This window comes from Flavobacterium sp. GQ95 (assembly GCF_059758655.1).
Genome location: NZ_JCAXEB010000004.1, coordinates 187,861 through 208,679 on the forward strand (window position 1 = coordinate 187,861; position 20,819 = coordinate 208,679).

Sequence of the window (20,819 nt, forward strand, 5' to 3'; positions counted from 1 at the left end):
TCAAACTCTCTTGATTGTAAAAAGAGGGATAAGAAACAGGAACCAAAAAAATGCTCAAAATGGAAGAAATCTTAAGTCAATACGAAACAGTACATCCAAACGATGCTACAATTTGGTTCAAAGCCGGAAAAGTAGAAGATTTTCCAACCAATCGCGGGGGCTGTATCAAATACAAAAACAAGCAAATCGCGATTTTCAATTTTACACGCCGCAACGAATGGTATGCTTGTCAAAATGCCTGTCCACATAAAATGGAAATGGTTTTGGCCAGAGGAATGACGGGATCTACAGATGATATTCCGAAAATTGCATGTCCGATGCATAAAAAAACTTTTTCATTGGTTGATGGTTCAAACTTAAATGGAGATGACGATTTAAAAATTGCAACATATCCGATTAAAGTTGTTGAGGATGAAGTATTTGTTGGGTTTGTAGACTAGACTTTTAAGAGGCAAGAAACAAGAAGCAAGATTTGAAAAACTTTATCATCTTGCTTCTTGCTTCTTTCATCTCATTTTCGACTTTCGACTTCTATACTTATTTCCGTATATTTGAAATCTATTATCCAACCAACAATGACTACACCTTTTCAAAAAGCAAGCGAATGGATTGATGCCGAAAACGCTCAGGATCCGAATATCGAAATCGACCAAAATAACGAATATCCTAAAGAATTACTTTATTCAAACAGGATGTACGAAAGGCTGATGCAATTTGAGCCTGAAGCTTCTGAAGAAGTTCAGATCGCTTCAAAAGCACAACACATTTGTCGATGGAAAGTCGCTCGCGAATCGTACCCAATGGATCGTGTGGGATACTTGCGATGGAGAGAAGAATTGAAAAAATTTCATGCTAAACTTACTGCTGAAATCTTAGAAAAAGCAGGCTATAAACAGGATTTTATTGATCGTGTTTCTTTTTTAATCGAAAAAAAGTTACTTAAAAAAGATGCCGAAACCCAATTGCTTGAAGATGTTATTTGTTTAGTCTTTTTAGAATATTATTTAGATCCTTTTGTACACAAACACGATGATGAAAAACTAAAGAATATCATCAAAAAAACCTGGGATAAAATGTCTGACAAAGGACATCAGGAAGCCTTAAAAATCAACTATTCTGAAGAAAATCTAAACTTGATAAAAGCATCTTTAGGACTGTAATCTGATTTTTTTATTATGAAGAAGAGCAATCAGGAAGCTGCAGATAAAATTACTTTCAAAAATTTACGCCGTCTGTATTTTTTTGCACTCTGGACTATTGCTGTAACCATCATTTTAAGTCAGTTTTTAGTTCAATATAATTTAAAACAACAGTTTAGCGATTCTAAAATCATTAATATTTCAGGAAAGCAAAGAATGCTGAGCCAGAAAATTGTCAAAGAAGTTCTGATTTTACATTATGTTTCTGACACTACTTCTCAAAAACAGATTTCCCATCTAAAAAATGTTTTATCACTTTGGAAAAATAATCAGAATTCACTCGAAAACGGAAGTGATAGTCTGGCTTTTCCAAAAGAAAAAAGCGAGACTCTTGATAAATTTTACCTTGAAATAAAACCAAGCTTCAATAGTATTGTAAAAACCACCGATTTGTTTCTGCTAAATTTAGAGCAGAAAAACAAAGCCGCAGATAATCAAAAACTAGTTGCGATTATTCTAAAAAATGAAGGTGTTTTTCTTTCGAAAATGAATCAGATTGTAAGTCAGTACGATCTTGAAGCACATGAAAAAGTTACGGAACAGCGCAGAATCGAATATTGGATTTTTGCCTTTACTCTATTTGTTTTGCTGCTGGAGTTTTTCTTTATTTTCAAACCTACCAACAAAAAAATTGAGAAACTAATTGCTAAACTTTTATATTCTGAAAAGAAAGCACTAAAACTCGCATACGACACCGAGATTATCAGCGAAATAAAGGAAAACTCCGTTAAAGAATTAAAATCGCTCAATTATGCGATGGAAAATACGTTGCTTTATTGCCGCATTGCACCTGATGGTTCGATTATTCATATTGGAGAAAAATTTGCCAAACTTTTAAACTACACCAAGTTTTCGTCCAACAAAAAATTCTCTGAAGTTTTAACTACTGACGAAAAAGAACAATTAAATATTGATCGCATCATTTTTGAGAAACAGCGCAGTGGCTGGCAGGGCGAAATTAATATTATCAATAAGGAAGGACAAAATATTTGGCTGGATTTATCAATGGTCCCGGTTACCATAAAAAAAGACGAACTAGAACTTTTGATTATTTGTTTCAACATTACAGAACGTAAAAAAGCACAGCGTGAAGTCGAACGTCTGAATATTGAAAACAGTACCGAAAAAATCAATCAGCAAAAGGTTATTTCGAGTAAAATTGTTGAAAATCAGGAAAACGAGCAAAACCGAATCGCAAAAGAAATTCACGATGGAATTGGGCAAATGTTAACTGGTTTAAAATTTAGCTTGGAAAGTATCAATCTGGATGACAAGGAAAAATCGGCTCAAAAAATTGAATATCTAAAGAAATTATCACTTGATATTATTAAAGGAGTTCGTACGGCAACTTTCAACCTGATGCCACCGGAATTAAGTGATCATGGAATTGTTTCTTCTTTAGCAAAATTGACACAGGAACTTTCAAAATTAACCGGAAAAGAAATTCTGTTTTACAATAAAACCGATTTTAGTAAGCGTTTGGATTCTCTAATCGAAATCAACATTTATCGCCTTACCCAGGAAGCAATAAACAATGCCATAAAATACGCTGAATCTTCACATATTATTGTGCAGCTTTCACACAGCAATACTTTACTAAGTATTATTGTAGATGACAATGGTAAAGGTTTTGATGTTGCCGCTGTCGATAAAAAACGAAACAGCGAATCCGGAATGGGAATGTTGTTTATGAAAGAAAGAATTCAATACATCAATGGGCGAGTTTTCTTCAAATCAATTCCGGGTGAAGGAACAAGGATTACTTTTAATATTCCCATTTGAGTAATTAGATAATTTGTCAATTAGATAATTAGATAATTTTCCGTTGTATCTTTCAATCACACAGGAAACTCCGCAATCAAAATCTCCAATCTTTGTCGAGCTACTAGTGTGATCCTTCCTCCGTCAGGATGACAAGATTGCGCAAAAAAATAACCGATTAACAACGTTGTTTTTACATTATCTAATTATCTAATTGACACATTTTCTAATTCACGCATTTTCAAATTTAAAAATTACGTATATTAGCATCTTCTTTATAGATGAATATACGTAAAAATTCAGAATCAAAATTAAGTAAAATATGAGTGCTACTATTCGAGTTGTCCTGGCAGATGATCATGTATTTGTAAGAGATGGAATAAAATCTTTACTGGAAAACGAAGCAAACATTGAGGTTGTAGGCGAAGCTATTGATGGTGCCGATGCTCTTGAAGTTGTCGCTGACAGTAAACCTGATTTACTTATAGTAGATATTCGTATGCCAAACTTAACCGGGATTGAGGTAGTAGAAAAACTTAGAAGCGATAATAACGATGTAAAAATCATTATGCTTTCTATGCACGAGTCTGAAGAATACGTATTGAAATCGATTAAGGCCGGAGCGGATGGTTATCTATTGAAAGGTTCGAGTAAAGAAGAATTTCTAAAAGCCCTTCATACAGTAGCGGCAGGCGGAAAATATTTTAGCGGAGATATCTCCTCTATACTTATTGGTCAATTAACAAACGCTTCTACTTCATTAGAACCTAAGCAAAATTTAGGTGAAGAAATGATGATTACTAAAAGAGAAAAAGAAATTCTGACACTTTTATTATCCGGAAAAGGAAATAAAGAAATTGCCGAAGCACTTGATATCAGTAAACGAACTGCAGAAGTGCATCGTTTTAACCTGATGAAGAAACTGAAAGTTAAAAACTTAATGGAACTTTCGAATAAAGCAACTGAATATTCTTTACTATAAAAACTACGTATAATTACGTAATTATTTTTCAAAAACTGCGTTTTCGCAGTTTTTAACTACGTTATAGTACTTATTTTTGTTAAAAAATATTAAGTGCTATGAAAAATACAAACTCACTCTCGCAATCACACAAAATTTTATTCTTAAATACCCTGGCTTTCACTGTGTGTTTCGCCTGCTGGACATTAAATGGCGTTTTAGTAACCTTTTTAGTTGATAATGGCATCTTTCACTGGAGCGTTGTTCAGGTTGGATGGCTTCTTGGAATTCCGATTCTGACAGGATCTATTATGCGTTTGCCAATTGGTATACTTACAGATAAGTTTGGAGGGAAATATGTTTTTTCATTATTGCTTCTGCTCTGCTCAATCCCTTTATTTTTACTGCCTTTAGCAGATAGTTTTATAACATTCGCTTTATTGAGTTTTTTATTCGGAATGGTTGGTACGAGTTTTGCCGTGGGTATTGGGTATACTTCCATCTGGTATCCAAAAGAATGGCAGGGACGCGCTTTGGGAATCTTTGGAATGGGAAATGCCGGTGCTGCAATCACTACTTTTTTAGCACCTTCCTTATTGAATCATTTTTCTATAGAAGATCCTCAAAATGGCTGGAAAATACTTCCTGTAATTTATGGTGTAGCGTTGGTCATTATTGGAATTGCCTTTTTAATTTTCGCTAAAAACAAGAAAATAGAAAACAATACAAAAAGTGTTTCTCAAATGCTTAAATCTCTTAAATCTGCCCGAGTTTGGCGTTTTGGAGCTTATTACTTTTTAGTTTTCGGGTGTTTTGTGGCTTACTCACAATGGTTATTGCCGAATTTCATGAACGTGTATCAAACGAGTTTAGTAATGGGTGGATTATTTGCAACACTTTTTAGTTTACCTTCAGGTGTTATCAGGGCTTTTGGAGGTTATCTGTCTGATAAGTTTGGCGCCAGAAAAGTGATGTATTGGGTTTTAAGCTCTTCCGTAATTTTAAGCGCATTATTAATGATTCCGAAAATGGAAATTACTACAACCGGACCAGGAGTTTTAGCCAGCAAAAAAGGAGTTATCACTGCTGTTTCTGATCAAAATATTAAAGTTGGCGACACTGATTTTGCAGTTGCTCAAAAGAAAGAAAACGAAACCGAAAATGCTATTTTCCCAACCAGAACTTCCTGGCAACAAGTTGTAGTGCAACAAAACCAAACGGTAAAGAAAAAAGAATTACTGGCAAAAGGAATTACCGTAATTAAATTCGATGCCAATATGTGGGTTTTTCTAGTGCTGGTTATTCTAATCGGAATCTCTTGGGGAATTGGGAAAGCCGCGGTTTACAAACACATTCCGGAATACTTCCCGACAGAAGTTGGTGTTGTTGGCGGAATGGTTGGAATGATTGGTGGTTTGGGTGGTTTCTTTGGTCCGATTATCTTTGGATATTTACTGACCTCAACCGGAATCTGGTCAAGTTCATGGATTTTTATTTTAGTGTTTTCAGTTGTATGTCTAATTTGGATGCATTATACCATTACCAAAATAATGAACGAAAAACAGCCTGTATTAGCACGTGTTATCGACAGACAATAATTTTCATAGTTAATTAATTTCGGCGAAAGCCAAATAGTTCTAATTTCTCTGCTAAAAGAGCTTTTGATTGATTTCGAAAGCTCTTTTTGTGTTTTTGGTTCTCCATATAAAGTCAAAAGAGAGAGTATTAAGCATTGTTTGTTCTGTATTTTGAACAAAAATCATCATTAAATAAAAATATTTAAATTGTATCTAACTCATTTTAAACAACAAACAATTCAATCTACTTTAAATCCAAAAAATAATTTACAAATATGATTTTTATCATTTAAGAAAATCCTATTAATCTTATAAATTTGCGACTCATCAAAATAAAAAAGAAATGAAAAAGCTAAGAATACTTATTTTATTAGTATTAGGAGGAATGAGCGCTTCAATTCAGGCGCAGGAATTAGATGTAAATTTACAAGTTAGACCACGTTTTGAATACAGAAATGGATACAAAACACTTTTACCCGAAGGTCAGGAAGGAACTTCTCAGATTTCACAGCGTTCCCGTTTAAACTTTAATTACAAACAAGAGCAATTAACAGTAAAATTAACCCTTCAGAACACAAGAACATGGGGCGATGTTGTACCTGCAGCAACAGCAGATAAAAATGGAGTAGCTGTTTTTGAAGCATGGGCACAATATGATTTTACTGAAAAATGGAGCGCCAGAATGGGACGCCAGGTGCTATCCTACGACAATCAACGTATTCTGGGAGAGCAAGACTGGGGACAGCAGGCACAAAGTCACGATGCATTGACAGTAAGTTATCATACTGAAACACAGAAATTAGATTTGGGAGGGGCTTACAATTCAACTGCTGAAAATGTTCTTCAGACTCCTTATACCGTTAATACTTATAAAACATTGCAATATGCATGGTATCATAACCAATTCTATACTGAACTAGGTTTAAGTTTTTTATTACTTAACACCGGTTACGAATATGCAAATCCCGATGCTAAATTATTAGTAGATTACAAACAAACATTTGGACTATACCTTACATACAAAAAGAATAAAATAGACAGTAATTTTTGGCTATACGGGCAAACAGGAAAAAGCAACGATTTACAAGTGAGCGCCTGGAATGCTGCAGCTAACTTTGGTTACCAAATAACCGAATCATTCAAAGCCGGATTAGGATATGAATTCCTATCTGGAAAAGCGTCAAATGACGGAAGCACAGTTATAAAATCATTCAATCCAATATTTGGAACAAACCATGGTTTTAATGGTTATATGGATTATTTTTATGTTGGAAATCACTTAAATAATGTTGGCTTGCAAGATGCATTTGTAAAATTAAACTATAATATAAACAAATGGCAATTTGCTTTGATTCCGCACGTATTTTTATCTGCAGCCGATGTAGTCACTCCTCTACCACAAGACGAACAATTGGACTCTTATTTAGGAACTGAAATTGATGCAACTTTTGGTTATAATTTCAAAAAAGACATTACAGTATCAGGAGGTTACTCCCAAATGTTTGGCTCTAAAACTTTAGAATTTATAAAAACCGGAGATGCTGACCACACTAACAATTGGGCCTGGTTGATGATTTCTGTAAATCCAAGAATTTTTAGCTGGAAAAAATAGTTTTTCTTTAAAATTAACCTATATATTTTACCCTTTTCTTATTTCAGAAAAGGGTATTTTTTTTTCTTAATAAAATGTTATTATTTGCTTTAATTAATTATATTTGAATCGATTATGAACCCCCAATTCTATCCTAATGAAACAATTTTTAAAACTATCTATGTTGACCTTTTTTGTCACACACACTGGCATTGGTCAAAAATTCAATGAGACTTTAATTTCAAAAAACTCAGAAATTAATTTTGCAAAAACACAAAAAAGAGGAATTAAAAAAAACAACATTATTTATTATGTTGAAAACGATCTACAAACCATATCTGCTTATAAAGGAAGCAAATTGAAATGGCAAACCAATGTAATTTCTATTTGCGGAAAACCAAAAAATGGTAATCCTGAAATAAGATATGTAGGATATAATACAGACAAACTCCTTATCGTTATGGGAAAACACAATTTTGCCGAAATTGACATTAATAGCGGTGTAACAAGACTTGTTGGTTAAGATTAAAGTACAAAGCGATATTTAATCTAATTTCTAAAATATATATTTTTAATTTACCCTTTTTCAGTTCTGGAAAAGGGTATTTTTTTTAGGTTTTTACATAAATTATTTTGCTTCTTAAATTGCTATATTTGGTATATGAAGAAACTTTTAAACTTATCATTGCTAATAGTAATTATTCTTTTTTCTAGTTGTGAGAAGAAAATCACAGATTTAGAGTTTGAGAAAAATGTTATGACTGAAATCTTCCCAAGTTTAATCGATTCAACCTGCATTGATATTAGAATCTTTTTTGAACCGCCTCCTATTGTAGGCAAAATTACATACGACAACGAAGGAAATTATGTTCGTGTAGATTCTACAAAAGGAACTAATGAACAAAAGCAAAAATTATTAGACTGGAAAAATCATATAAAAAATATTGAAAAAGATACATCTAAAATAATTATTGCATTTGATCCATTAATAAAAGACAATTCTAGAGATTTAAAAGAAGATTTCAAAACACATTTTAAAAATTCAAAGATCTTTTTATCAAAAGAAAAAAAAGAAACCGAATACGTTTTTGATTTTAAAAACATAAAACTCAATAATAAATTTCGACTTAAAGACATTGCTCTATTTCCAAAAGATAATAAAGCAATTTGGAAAGCAAAATACGATTTTATATTTGGAGGGGTGGTTTCATTTTCAAGAATACAATTCGATAAAGATAAAAAATTTGGGATATTAGATGGCGGTTTTTCTTGTGGCAGACATTGCGGGCAAGGATTTAGAATTTATATTAAAAAAGTCAATAATAAATGGATTATTGATGAAGTTGAAGGAACTTGGATTGCTTAGTCATTTTTAAAATTTCCAATAAATGAAACTCATAACCTGGAATTGCAACATGGCATTCAGAAAAAAGGCAGAATTCATTCTGCCTTATGACCCTGATATTGCTGTAATTTCTGAGTGTGAAAGTCCTGAAAAACTCAAATTCCCTACTGACTCGAAACTACCAACCGACATTCTTTGGTACGGCACAAATCCGCATAAAGGTATTGGCATTTTCTCTTATGGTGATTATCGGTTTCAATTGCTCGATTGTCATAATCCGAGTTTCAAGAATATTCTACCTATTGCCGTTACGGGCGGAAAAGTTGATTTTACTTTGTTTGCAGTCTGGGCCAATAATCCGTCAGATAAGGATGGCGCTTATGTAACTCAGGTTTGGAAAGCTATCAATTATTATGAAGCTTTAATTAGCGAAACCAAAACGATTTTAATTGGTGATTTCAACAGCAACACCATTTGGGACAAACCACGTCGTGAAGGAAATCATACTACAGTGGTAAACAAACTCGAAGCAAAGAAAATTTATAGTACCTATCATAAATTTTTCAATCAAATCCAGGGTAAAGAAGAGCATCCTACTTTGTATCTTTATCGTCACGAAAACAAACCTTATCATCTTGATTATTGTTTTGCTTCAAATGATTTTATAGAAGTTCTGGACCATGTCGAAGTTGGAACTTATCACGACTGGACCATACACAGTGACCACAAACCTTTAATTATTAACTTTAATCTATAAATAATGAATGACACCTGGACGGAAAGATGGAATGACCGCTACAGCAACTCAGCATTTGCGTATGGCGAGGAACCCAATAATTTCTTTAAAGAACAAATCGAAAAATTAGATCCCGAAACCATTCTTTTTCCTGCCGAAGGCGAAGGCCGTAATGCTGTTTATGCAGCAAAACTAGGTTGGAAAGTTGCTGCTTTTGATATCAGCGAAGAAGGAAAAAACAAAGCTTTAAAACTCGCCGAAGCCAACAATGTAAAAATCGATTATAAAGTTGGAGATTTAGAATCGCTGAATTATCAACCCGAACAATTTGATGCAATTGCTCTAATTTACGCTCATTTCCCAGCCGAAATCAAATCCTATCTTCATAGGACACTTGAAACTTATTTACGAAAAGACGGAATCATTATTTTTGAAGCTTTCAGCAAAAAGCATTTGGAATATCTTGCTATAAATGATAAGGTTGGAGGACCAAAAGACATTGAGTCTTTATTTTCCATTGAGGAAATAAAAGCTGATTTTCCGAACTATGAGATTATCCAATTAGAAGAAACTGAAATTGAATTAAACGAAGGATTGTTCCATAACGGAAAAGGTTCTGTAATTCGATTTGTCGGAAAGAAAAAGTAACTAATACAAATGTTGAGACGCTCGCTCCGCAGTGCGTCTCAACAGAACATTTCAACTAAATTCTCCTTAATTTTTATACTTCATTCCCATATCTTCAATAGAGAATTTGTCCGTCAATAAATGCAATAATTTATCTCTTAAGGTAATATATTCAGGCATTTTTACAATTTCAATTTTATTTCTCGGCCTTGGCAAATGTACTTCTACAATTTCTCTGATGGTTGATGCCGGACCATTATTCAATACCACAATTCTATCGGATAAAAACAAAGCTTCTTCAATATCATGCGTGATCATTACGATTGTTTTTTCCCTGTTGTCTAAATTCCACAATTTCAAAACTTCCAACTGCATCGATCCCTTTGTTAAGGCATCTAAAGCCCCGAAAGGTTCATCTAAAAGTAATACTCCCGGATTTATGGCGAATGCTCTCGCAATAGCAACACGTTGTTTCATTCCGCCCGAAAGTTGTCCGGGTAATTTATCTTTATGCTCAAATAAATTGACCATTTTTAGGTTCTCAATCACAATTTCGTGTTTCTCTTTTTTCGAGCAATTCATAACCGAATCAACAGCCTGAAAGATATTTTGTTCGACTGTTAACCAGGGTAAAAGTGAATAATTCTGAAAAACAATTCCGCGATCCGGTCCCGGTCCTTTTATTTTTTGACTGGCCAATTCTACAGAACCGCCCGTTGGCGTCAGCATTCCGCCAATGGCATTCATAATAGTCGATTTTCCACAACCTGAATGCCCGATAATCGAAATGATTTCACCTTTTTGAATGGATAAATTAATATTACGAACAGCAATGTATTTTCCTTTTGGAGTTGGAAATGATATCTCTAAATTTTTGATTTCTAAATAACTCATGAGTTTATAATTTTAGATTGTTGATTTCAGATTTTAGATTGGAAAACCTTTGAACCTTTGTAATTCTGTACCTTTGAGCCTATGATTTATAAGCTACTTTGTTTTCTATGTAAGTGAAAAATTTATCGAATATCAAACCAACTATTCCAATGATGATGATGGCTGAAATTACTTTTTCTAAACTTAGGGCGTTCCAGCTGTCCCATACGAAGAAACCGATTCCGGCACCTCCTGAAAGCATTTCTCCGGCTACAATTACCAGCCATGCAACGCTGATGCTCAAACGTAATCCGGTTATAATGTGGGGCAAACTAAACGGAATCAAAATTTTAGTCAGATAACGCATTTTTGAGAAACCAAATGCTTTTGCTACATTTTTATGATCTTGTGGAATCGAAGCGATTCCGAAAGAAGTATTGATTAAAGTCGACCATAATGATGTAATGAAAACGATAAATATAGTTGCCATGCCTGTATCTTTAAAAACTACCAGCCCAATTGGAAACCATGCCAAAGGCGAAACTGGTTTTAAAAGCTGTACAATTGGATACATAATTTGTTTGCAAATCGTACTGGCTCCCATCAAAATCCCAATTGGAATTGCTACTAATGAACCTAATAAAAAACCCAGTAAAACGGTTTTTATTGAATTGAATAATTGCAGTCCAATTCCTTTATCATTTGGTCCGTAATCGTAAAACGGGTCGCTCAGCATTTCTTTCAAAACGGTAAAAGTAGCCAAAGGTCCAGGAAGTGCATCTTTAGTATAAAAACTCAATAAGCTCCAAAAGCCAATAAATAAAGTAATTCCGATTCCTGCAAATGCAGTTGATTTTAGTTTAATCAAAATTGAATTTAAAATCAATTTTGATTTCTCATTTCTTCCGCTATCAATTGCGGTGTTAGGCATCAAAACTTCTGTTTGATTCGCAATATCGCCTAGCGTTAAGGTATCTTTATTAGACATGATATTCTGATTTAAATTAAAAATTATTTTTTAACCACTTTTAAGTAAGCCGCCGGGTTTGAAGGATCAAAAACCGTTTTATCCATTGTTAATGAGAAAGGTTTCATATCATCATTTGGCACTTTTACTTTCATACTTTTGGCCACTTCTTCATATAAATCCTGTAAAATCAACTTATCGGCGATTGCTTTATAATTTGGCGCCTCTTTCAAATATCCAAATCGAACATATTGCGCCATAGCCCAAATCGCGTATGATTTGCGAGGATAATTAACCAAACCGCCTTTGTAAAACAACATATAATCTTTGGCATAAACTTCCGTTCCCTGGTTACAACCCAAATCGTAATTTCCCATTAATCTATTTTCAATAACATCTGCAGGAGCATTTACATAAGGGGCTTTCCCTATTATTGCAGCCGCTTTTTTACGATTTGCCGGATTATCTAACCAAATACAGGCTTCTAAAACAGCTTTCATCACTTTTACAAGATCAGTTCTTCTTTTTTCACTGAATTCTTTGTTTACAACCAATGCTTTTTCAGGATGGTCTTTCCAGATATCTTGCGAAGCCACTTGTGTAAAACCAATTCCCTGTTTTACGGCGACTCCTCCCCAAGGCTCGCCTACACAATACCCGTCCATATTTCCAACTTTCATATTGGCTACCATTTGCGGAGGCGGAATCGTAATAATTTTAGATGTTTTTTGGCTCACGCCTGCAATTGCCATCCAGTTTCTTAACCATAAATCGTGTGTTCCTCCAGGAAAAGTCATAGCAAAAGTCACTTCTTTTTCTGCCTTAAGTTTAGCCGCCACAACAGGCGCAATTTTATTCATTTGTTTGAAACCTACTTTCCCACAAAAATCATTTGAAAGTGTAATAGCCTGACCATTAACGTTCAGCATCATGGCGATTTTCATTTCAGAACCTGCTTTTCCTCCTACCCCAGTATAAACCGAAAACGGCATTGAATACAGACAGTGCGCTCCGTCTAATTCTCCGGTTAAAATTTTATCACGAACATTGGCCCATGAAGATTCTTTGGTTACCACAACTTCGACTCCATACTTTTTAAACAATCCTAATTCTTTTGCCATTACGATTGGAGAACAATCTGTTAGTGGAATAAATCCGAGTTTTACAGGATCATTTTGAGCTGCAACTTCTGAAAAAGAAACGGCTAAAACGAGTATTAAAGTCAGTATCACTCTTTTGAAAACTTCTGGTGTGTATATCTGTATTTTTTTCATTTTTAAGAAATTTAAAAGTTATTTTTTTTTATTTTTTAGCTAAAAAATTAGGTTTAATGTTTAGCATTACATAGGCAAACTGTGGGCTTAAGTCAGGATTCGCAACATTTTTAACCGTTGCAGAAGCCATAGAATTTGTTGCTTTCATGAAAGAATAACCAGCTTCGATATTGATGATTTTGGTTAGGTTGTATTTTACAAGTAAATCCAATTCGGTTCCTAAATAAGAGTTTAGTTTTCCACCGGCACCATTAGATAAAGTATTTGCCGATTCAAAACCGTGAATATCCAATGCGAAACTTAGATTGTCTTTAGCATTATATTTTATTTTGAAGAAGTAATCCAGTAAACCTTGTTTTCCAAAACCGTTTGCAGCATAAAAATAATCCATGCTTCCCCAGAATTTATGTGGTGTTCCGTAAAGTGGATCAAATCGATTGTCTTTTGAATCGGCCGTAACTGTTTTGGTTCCGTCATCTCCAGATAAAAAATCAACTCCAGGGCCAATGAACAATTTTCTTCCTACTTGTAAAGTTGATGTAATCGAAAACAAATTGGCGTTTAATGATCTTCCATCTTTATTTTTTCCACCTTGATAGTAGTAACTTCCCATCAAATTTAATTTTCGTGTTACATTTGTGTTGAAATAAATTCCGGTTGTATTTCGACTCCAAACTCCTGTTCCGTTTACTTTTGTAGTTACTGGTGGCGTTCCCGCAGTCACTAAAGTATATTTGTTGAAATCATCTTTGAAGAATAAAAAAGACAAATCACCAAAGAAGAATTTTCTGCCCACATAAGCATATTGAAATGATTTATACATCGTTCCAATTCCGTTAGTTCCTGCGCCGTAAGCCGGATTGGTTCCATTGTAAATTGTTCCTGCATTATTTTCTTTATTCTGATTAAAAGCAGCTCCAACATCAGCAATCCAGCCTTTATTGGCAAATTTAAAAACGATCGCATCGTGGCGTCTTCCTTGTTGTAACCAATCTAAACTTCCCAAGACTTTTTGATCATCATAAGAAATTTCCTGACGTCCGGCTTTTATAGAAAGGTTCTCAATCGTACTTACAGTATCATTCAAAAAAATCTCGGCCCAGGCTTCGTGTAATAAAATTCCGTTATTTGCTTCTGTTGTTGTTCTATTGATAGAGGAAGCATCTTGCCCCCAAACGCGAACGTCTTGCAAAGCGGTAAAAATTTTAAATCTGTATCCGGAATATCCGGCATTTAATCTTGTTCTCTGACTTGTAAATAAAGCAGCCTTATCTCCTTCTTGTTGTAACGTTCCTTGTCCGGCACGCATTTCAACACGATCTCTTAACTGACCTGTAAGTGTAAATTGCGCTTTTGCTTCATAGCTTCCCAACATCGTTAATACAAAACCCAATAGAATAGATTTTGAAAGTTTTGATGTAAAAATAGTGTTGTGGTTTTTTAATATTGTATTGGTTAATTTGCTCATAATAATTTGTTTTGATTTGTATGAAGCAAATTTATATACGTATAAATACTTAAGTACAATACTTATACCATATTAAAACATTTTTTTTAACCAATAAAACGCGTTTGAAAGTCAATTTGTTTTCTGCGTTTTCGCATGAAGTTGATTTGAAGTCCCGTAAAATAAAAGGTTTTGGAGATTACGTAGTTCAACTTAATTAGATAATGTGGCAATTAGGTAATTAGATAATTTTTGGAAGAAAGAGAATAGAATAAAGAGCAAAGAAGCAAGAAGCAAGAATAAAGAGTATAGAGTATAGAATATAGAGAAAAGAGGAATGGATTTGTATCTATTATAGGGAGCAAACCTGAAACTTGAAACCTAAACCAAAGAAAACCTGAAACTTGAAACAAAAAAACTAAAAGTATTTATGTTCCATGATTTCTGATTGAAGTTTCGGAATGGCAAGGATGCCAATTCTTTTGCCAACTGTTTTTATTAGTGACTCTTTTTTAAGACTTGACAGCACTCTAATAACTTGTTCTTCAGTAGTCCCGGCGAAGTCTGCGATTTCTTTTCTTGAAAGTTCAATTTCAATTAGGCCGTTTATTTGTCCAAATTTTCGGTGGATATACAATAACAAATCAATAACGCGCTCACGTACATTCATATGGGCGATTTTACGGATATTGTTTTCGCTTTTGTTGAGTTCATCGGCGTAAAACAGCATTAAGGCATACGTAAATTCAGGAACGTTCTGAAGAATTTCCATCATGGTTTCATTACTGAAATTACATAAAACTGTATCTTCAAGAGCATAAGCACCAATAAGATAACGTTTACTTGTTCCGAAACCACGAAAACCAATTGTGTCTCCATTTTTAGTAAGACGAACAATTTGTTCACGTCCGTTGATTCCGGTTTTAACCGTTTTGACTTTTCCTTTACATATAAAATAAAGCCCCTGAATTGGAGCACCTTCAATGATAAACTGCTGCGATTTTTTGCAGACAAAACTATGTTTCTTCTGAACATATTGTTTCATTTGTTCTAAATGCAGATGCTTTTTAATAAAACAGTTCTCGTTGGCGCAGGTATAACAAATTGCTTGCTCGTCTTTCATGAGTTCTAAATTTTAACCGATTTAAAAACTAATTTGTTGTTCCTCATTTATTTTCATCAAAAATAGAAAAATAATTTCAAAAAATACGTATTTATACGTAAAAATACTTATTTTTGTCTAAGTCAAATACGTGAGGCATTTACGACTGGACATAATTACTATAGTTGTATTTAAAAAAAGAAGCTGTAATGCAAAATACCAAAATCAAAACTACCTGTTCATATTGTGGCGTCGGCTGCGGAATTATCGTCACCAATGATGCCAAAAATGGTGTGATGGTAACGGGCGACAAAGATCATCCTGTCAACAAAGGAATGTTGTGTTCTAAAGGAATGAATTTGCATTACGTAGTCAATGATACTTCTGACCGAATTTTATATCCTGAAATGCGAGGCAGCAAATCCTATCCGCTGGAACGCGTAAGCTGGGATACCGCTCTTGATCGCGCCGCAGCAGTTTTTACTTCTATCATAAAAAAACACGGACCTGACAGCGTTGGGTTTTATATTTCAGGCCAATGTTTAACAGAAGAATATTATTTAGTCAATAAACTCGTAAAAGGTTTTTTGAAAACCAATAATATAGATACCAATTCGAGACTTTGCATGAGTTCTGCGGTTGTGGGTTATAAAAAGACTTTTGGAGAAGATTCTGTGCCAATTGCTTATGACGATATCGAACTGGCAGATACTTTTCTGATTACAGGTGCAAATCCGGCCTGGTGTCATCCTATTTTATTCAGAAGAATTGAAAAACACAAAGAGAATAATCCAAAAATAAAAATTATTGTTATTGATCCGAGACGAACAGATACAGCAGCTTTCGCCGATTTACATCTTCAAATTATTCCCGGATCTGATATTATTTTATACCATGCCATCGCCAGACGTATTATCGAAAAAGGTTACGTAGACCATGATTTCGTAAAAAATAATGCGGAGAATTTCAAACAATATAAAGACTTAGTACTAGGAACTTCGCTTGAAAAAGCTTCTAAACTTTGCGGAATTTCAGTAAACGACATTAAACTTGCCGCCGATATTATCGGAAAAGCAAAAGGTTTTATTTCGCTTTGGGCAATGGGACTAAATCAAAGTGCAGTTGGTGTTGATAAAAATACTGCTTTACTCAATTTATCTTTATTGACAGGACAAATTGGAAAACCGGGTTCCGGGCCATTTTCATTAACCGGACAACCCAACGCAATGGGAGGACGCGAAGTGGGCGGAATGGCGACACTTTTGGCTGCACACAAAGACATTGCAAATCCGGAACATCGTAAAGAAGTGGCTGATTTTTGGGGAGTTGACGAAATCTCAGACAAACCGGGATTGACTGCAACCGAAATGTTTGAAGCATTGGAATCTGGAAAAATGAAAGCCGTTTGGATCATCTGTACCAATCCGATGGTGAGTCTACCGGATTCCCGACGTATTGAGAAAGCATTGCAAAATGCCAAATTTGTTGTGGTTCAGGATATTTCACATAACGCTGATACGTCAAAATATGCCGATCTTTTATTGCCTGCCGCCGGTTGGCTGGAAAAAGAAGGTACAATGACGAATTCAGAGCGTCGTATCTCTTATTTACCAAAAGGAATCAATGCACCCGGAGAAGCACTTCCGGACATTGAAATCTTAATTCGTTTTGCTAAAAAAATGAATTTCAATGGTTTCAATTTTAATAGTGCCGAAGAAGTTTATAAAGAACATTGCGCGCTGACCAAAAATACCAATATTGATATTTCATTTTTAAATTATCATCGATTAAGAACCGAAGGTACTTTTCAATGGCCAGTTCCTGATTATGGACATCCGGGAACTCCCCGCCTTTTTACCGATAAAAAATTCTATACGCCATCAAAAAAAGCAATTTTCAATTTACCAACGGCTATTGAAAATACTTCGGAACAACCAAGTCCACAATTTCCTTTTATCCTAACTACAGGACGAGTTCGTGACCAATGGCATACGATGACCAAGACCGGAAAAGTATCGCGATTGATGACGCACACGCCAAGTCCGGTTTTAGAAATTAATCCGATTGATGCTTATAAAAACGACATCAAAAATGGTGACATTGTAATCGTTTCCAGTAAAAACGGAGAAGTTAGGGTAAAAGCAAAAGTGACAGATTCAATCAGAGAAAAAGTAGTTTTCCTGCCAATGCATTGGGGAAAACAGCTTGATAATGATTTGAATCGAACAAATAATTTAACCAATACAGTTGTTGATCCTGTTTCAAAAGAACCTGATTTTAAATATACGACCGTTGCTATTACGAAATATGTAAAACCTTTCCAGAAAATTGCCATTGTTGGAGCTGGCGCCGCAGCCTTCCGTTTTATTCAAAATTATCGCGAGTTCAATTCAACCGATGAAATTATTGTTTTTTCGAATGAAGTAAACCCGTTTTACAATCGCGTTTTGCTGCCGGAATACATGACAGGCGAATTTACCTGGCAACAATTACTAAAAGTAAAAGACGGTGAAGCTTTAAGTAAACTAAAAATTACGATGAAAGCCGGTGTAGCAGTTGATAAAATAAATGCAACGGCAAAAACCATAACAGATAGTTTAGGCGAAACCCACACTTTCGATTCTTTGATTTTAGCAACAGGAAGCCGCCCTTTTATTCCTGAAAATGCACAACTTCATTTACCAGGACGTTTTACAGTTCGCCGTAAAGAAGACGCTGACCGACTAAAAGCCTATCTTGACAATACAAATTTGCCTCCGGAAGAACAACATGTTGTTATTATTGGCGGTGGTTTATTAGGATTGGAATTGGCTGCAGCCTTAAAACATAAAAAAATAAAGATCACTATAATTCAAAGGGCCTCCCGTTTGATGGAGCGTCAGTTAGATTTGATTTCTAGTAAATTATTGGCCGAGGAAGTTCAGCTTCGCGATATCCAGATTTATTTTGATAATGAAGTTAGTACTGTCTTTGAAACTGAGAATCCAAACGAACTTGAAATCGCCCTTAAAAGTGGCAGAATCATTACGGCAAATACCATCGTGTATACGATCGGAACTATTCCGAATATCGAAATTGCCCGTGAAACAGGGCTTGCCTGTGGTCGTGGTGTAAAAGTAAATCAGTATTTACAATCTTCAAATCCTGATATTTATGCCATTGGAGAAATAGCCGAATTTGATAATAAACTGTTCGGAATCACTTCTGCTGCGGAAGAACAGGCTGATATTTTAGCTAACTATTTAGCCGGTGATATTAGCAGTTATTACAAAGGCTCGGTTTTAATGAACATTCTGAAACTGGAAGATATTAATCTTTGCAGCATTGGAGATATTGAGATTCCGGAAAACGATGATTCTTACGAAGAAATTGTTTTTGCCGATCTAAAACAGCGTTATTACAAAAAATGCATCGTTAAAAATGACTTGCTTGTTGGAGCCATTTTGATGGGAGACAAAAATGAATTTGCCGAGTTCAAAACGATGATCGAAAGCAAAATCGAATTATCAGACAAACGAAATTCATTATTAAGAGGAAGTTCAAATGCCAAACCTGTTTTAGGAAAATTAGTTTGTTCCTGCAGTCAGGTTGGAGCTGGAAATATTGAAGAAACCATTAAAGGTGGTGTCAATAATTTCACCGATTTATGTAAAAACACCGGAGCCGGATTAGGCTGCGGAAGCTGTAAGACAGAGGTAAAAGAGATACTTGCAAAGTGTAAAATTTAGTTTCTTTTGTTTCAGGTTTCAAGTTTCAAGTTGTTGGAACGCACAGAACCTGAAACAAAAAAAACTTGAAACTTGAAACAATAAAAGACATGGAATTGACAAGATTAATAGTAAAGGGAGGCGTTATTTCGCCAGGAGAATTACGTGAAGTAGTCAATATGGCAATGGATCATGGTTTGGATTCGATTTCATTTGGTTCAAGACAGGATATTATTTTTCCGAAGGGATTAAATCTATCCAGCAAAGAAAAAATTGGGAAACATCATTTTGTTTTTCCAAATGAAAAAAGTGGTAACAACATTGTTTCATCGTATGTTTCAACGGATATTTTCAGAAATACCAATTGGCTTACAGGAAACAAATTCTTATATATTTTAGAGCAATTCAAAGAACAGCCAAAACTAAAAGTCAACATTAATGACCCTAAACAACAGTTGGTTCCATTGTTTACAGGTCACTTAAATTTTATTGCTTCGGAGCATGAAGATTATTGGTATTTGTACATTCGTTTACCAAAATGGGAACGTATGGAAGTTTATCCTATTTTGATTTACAGCTGGGATATTGCTACTTTTTATTACGAAATCGAAAAAATAGTAGCTGAAGAATCTTATGGAATTGATATGATTTTCAGTTTAGTAAGCGAAGCATTAGACACCAATAACAGAACCATTGATAAACCATTAAATGTGCCGTTTTATCCTTTTCCATATTACGAAGGAATGAACCGAATGGGAATTGATCAGTATTGGCTCGGCTTGTATTGGAGAAATAATTTATACGATTTAGATTTCCTGAAAGAAATGTGTGATTTATGTTTTGATTGCAAAATCGGAAAAATATGTATCACGCCATGGAAATCGTTTATTGTAAAAGGAATTCCGAAGGATCGAAAACTAGAATGGGAGAAATTTTTAGGCAAAAAAGGAATCAATGTTCGTCATTCTTTATTAGAATTAAATTGGCATTTGCCAGTGGCGATGGAATGGGCTTTGAATCTGAAAACCTTTTTGGTTCGAACACTTGATCAATTTGATATTAGTACCTACGGATTAACTTTTGGAATCTCTGAATACAATCGTGACGGTCATTATTTTACTTCGATTGTAGTTGAAAAAAATGAATTGCCGAAGGACTTAGAATCGATTAAAATCCGTGATACTTATAATGTTTTATTTGCAAAGAATTTCGATCCAAATACGCGCGAGTACATTGTACATTCACAAGATATTGACAAATTAGAACTTCCAACTATTTTGATTGAATTAAGCCGAAAATACTTTGAGGAACTTGGAAATTCTATTCCGGAATCAATTGAAAATACACAGAAAAAAGAAAAACCTCAATTGGATATTTACCAATGCCAGGAATGTTTGACACTTTATAATTCGGAATATGGAGATGAAAATCAGGGAATTCCAAAAGGTATTTTATTTACCGATTTATCTGAAACGTATTGTTGTTCATTATGTGAAGCACCAAAAAGTAATTTTAAGATTTTGGAAATAGTCGAAAATTAATTGTTTGGTTTGTGTAATCTTAAGGAAAATCTTAACATTAATGTATTTAAATATTGATTAAATTTAGCTTAACTAAGAATTGTGAAACAATTGATTTCTACTTCGTTCTTG

The 20,819-nt window shown here is 34.4% G+C and carries 17 protein-coding genes; 12 read left to right on the forward strand and 5 right to left on the reverse strand.

Going from position 1 to position 20,819, the window contains the following annotated elements; translation table 11 throughout:
• Window positions 1-59: 59 nt before the first annotated feature.
• The 10 genes from nirD to AC6CH4_RS10335 all read left to right on the forward strand — a co-directional run bounded on the left by nirD (window position 60) and on the right by AC6CH4_RS10335 (window position 9,818).
• Complete coding sequence (nirD, locus tag AC6CH4_RS10290) at window positions 60-440, forward strand: nitrite reductase small subunit NirD (protein ID WP_026984527.1); 381 nt, start codon at window positions 60-62, stop codon at window positions 438-440.
• A gap of 135 nt (window positions 441-575) precedes the next feature.
• Entirely contained in the window at window positions 576-1,160 is a 585-nt protein-coding gene (locus AC6CH4_RS10295; protein ID WP_498102628.1) for a DUF4202 domain-containing protein, read from the forward strand.
• 15 nt (window positions 1,161-1,175) lie between these two features.
• Entirely contained in the window at window positions 1,176-2,981 is a 1,806-nt protein-coding gene (locus AC6CH4_RS10300; RefSeq protein ID WP_498102630.1) for an ATP-binding protein, read from the forward strand.
• Window positions 2,982-3,282: 301 nt separating this feature from the next.
• Window positions 3,283-3,942: a response regulator gene (locus AC6CH4_RS10305; RefSeq protein WP_498102632.1), complete on the forward strand. Its 660-nt coding sequence runs from the start codon at window positions 3,283-3,285 to the stop codon at window positions 3,940-3,942.
• 98 nt (window positions 3,943-4,040) lie between these two features.
• On the forward strand, window positions 4,041-5,519 hold the full coding sequence (locus tag AC6CH4_RS10310; protein WP_498102634.1) for an MFS transporter: 1,479 nt from the start codon (window positions 4,041-4,043) through the stop codon (window positions 5,517-5,519).
• Between the two features lie 322 nt (window positions 5,520-5,841).
• The gene (locus AC6CH4_RS10315; RefSeq protein ID WP_498102636.1) at window positions 5,842-7,110 is read left to right on the forward strand and encodes an alginate export family protein; all 1,269 of its coding nucleotides are present in this window, start codon (window positions 5,842-5,844) and stop codon (window positions 7,108-7,110) included.
• A gap of 136 nt (window positions 7,111-7,246) precedes the next feature.
• On the forward strand, window positions 7,247-7,612 hold the full coding sequence (locus AC6CH4_RS10320; protein ID WP_498102638.1) for a hypothetical protein: 366 nt from the start codon (window positions 7,247-7,249) through the stop codon (window positions 7,610-7,612).
• A gap of 138 nt (window positions 7,613-7,750) precedes the next feature.
• Entirely contained in the window at window positions 7,751-8,455 is a 705-nt protein-coding gene (locus tag AC6CH4_RS10325) for a hypothetical protein (RefSeq protein ID WP_498102640.1), read from the forward strand.
• 22 nt (window positions 8,456-8,477) lie between these two features.
• Window positions 8,478-9,191, forward strand: coding sequence for an endonuclease/exonuclease/phosphatase family protein (locus tag AC6CH4_RS10330; protein WP_498102642.1), 714 nt, complete (start codon window positions 8,478-8,480; stop codon window positions 9,189-9,191).
• A gap of 3 nt (window positions 9,192-9,194) precedes the next feature.
• Window positions 9,195-9,818 carry a class I SAM-dependent methyltransferase gene (locus AC6CH4_RS10335; RefSeq protein WP_498102644.1) on the forward strand — a complete coding sequence of 208 codons (624 nt, stop codon included), beginning with the start codon at window positions 9,195-9,197 and terminating at the stop codon, window positions 9,816-9,818.
• Window positions 9,819-9,884: 66 nt separating this feature from the next.
• On the opposite strand, the gene AC6CH4_RS10340 is transcribed toward AC6CH4_RS10335, so the two are convergent.
• The 5 genes from AC6CH4_RS10340 to AC6CH4_RS10360 all read right to left on the reverse strand — a co-directional run bounded on the left by AC6CH4_RS10340 (window position 9,885) and on the right by AC6CH4_RS10360 (window position 15,481).
• Window positions 9,885-10,691 carry an ABC transporter ATP-binding protein gene (locus AC6CH4_RS10340; RefSeq protein ID WP_498102646.1) on the reverse strand — a complete coding sequence of 269 codons (807 nt, stop codon included), beginning with the start codon at window positions 10,689-10,691 and terminating at the stop codon, window positions 9,885-9,887.
• Window positions 10,692-10,770: 79 nt separating this feature from the next.
• On the reverse strand, window positions 10,771-11,658 hold the full coding sequence (ntrB, locus tag AC6CH4_RS10345; RefSeq protein WP_498102648.1) for a nitrate ABC transporter permease: 888 nt from the start codon (window positions 11,656-11,658) through the stop codon (window positions 10,771-10,773).
• A 23-nt stretch (window positions 11,659-11,681) separates the two neighbouring features.
• Window positions 11,682-12,911, reverse strand: coding sequence for a CmpA/NrtA family ABC transporter substrate-binding protein (locus tag AC6CH4_RS10350; RefSeq protein WP_498102650.1), 1,230 nt, complete (start codon window positions 12,909-12,911; stop codon window positions 11,682-11,684).
• Window positions 12,912-12,939: 28 nt separating this feature from the next.
• Window positions 12,940-14,379, reverse strand: coding sequence for an alginate export family protein (locus tag AC6CH4_RS10355; RefSeq protein ID WP_498102652.1), 1,440 nt, complete (start codon window positions 14,377-14,379; stop codon window positions 12,940-12,942).
• Between the two features lie 397 nt (window positions 14,380-14,776).
• Window positions 14,777-15,481, reverse strand: coding sequence for a Crp/Fnr family transcriptional regulator (locus tag AC6CH4_RS10360; protein ID WP_498102654.1), 705 nt, complete (start codon window positions 15,479-15,481; stop codon window positions 14,777-14,779).
• A gap of 188 nt (window positions 15,482-15,669) precedes the next feature.
• Here AC6CH4_RS10360 and AC6CH4_RS10365 point away from each other — a divergent pair, with 188 nt between their 5' ends.
• Together AC6CH4_RS10365 and AC6CH4_RS10370 are read left to right on the forward strand one after the other, a co-directional pair.
• Window positions 15,670-19,188, forward strand: coding sequence for a molybdopterin-dependent oxidoreductase (locus tag AC6CH4_RS10365; RefSeq protein WP_498102656.1), 3,519 nt, complete (start codon window positions 15,670-15,672; stop codon window positions 19,186-19,188).
• Between the two features lie 89 nt (window positions 19,189-19,277).
• Window positions 19,278-20,708 carry a rubredoxin gene (locus AC6CH4_RS10370; protein WP_498102971.1) on the forward strand — a complete coding sequence of 477 codons (1,431 nt, stop codon included), beginning with the start codon at window positions 19,278-19,280 and terminating at the stop codon, window positions 20,706-20,708.
• Window positions 20,709-20,819 lie beyond the last annotated feature (111 nt).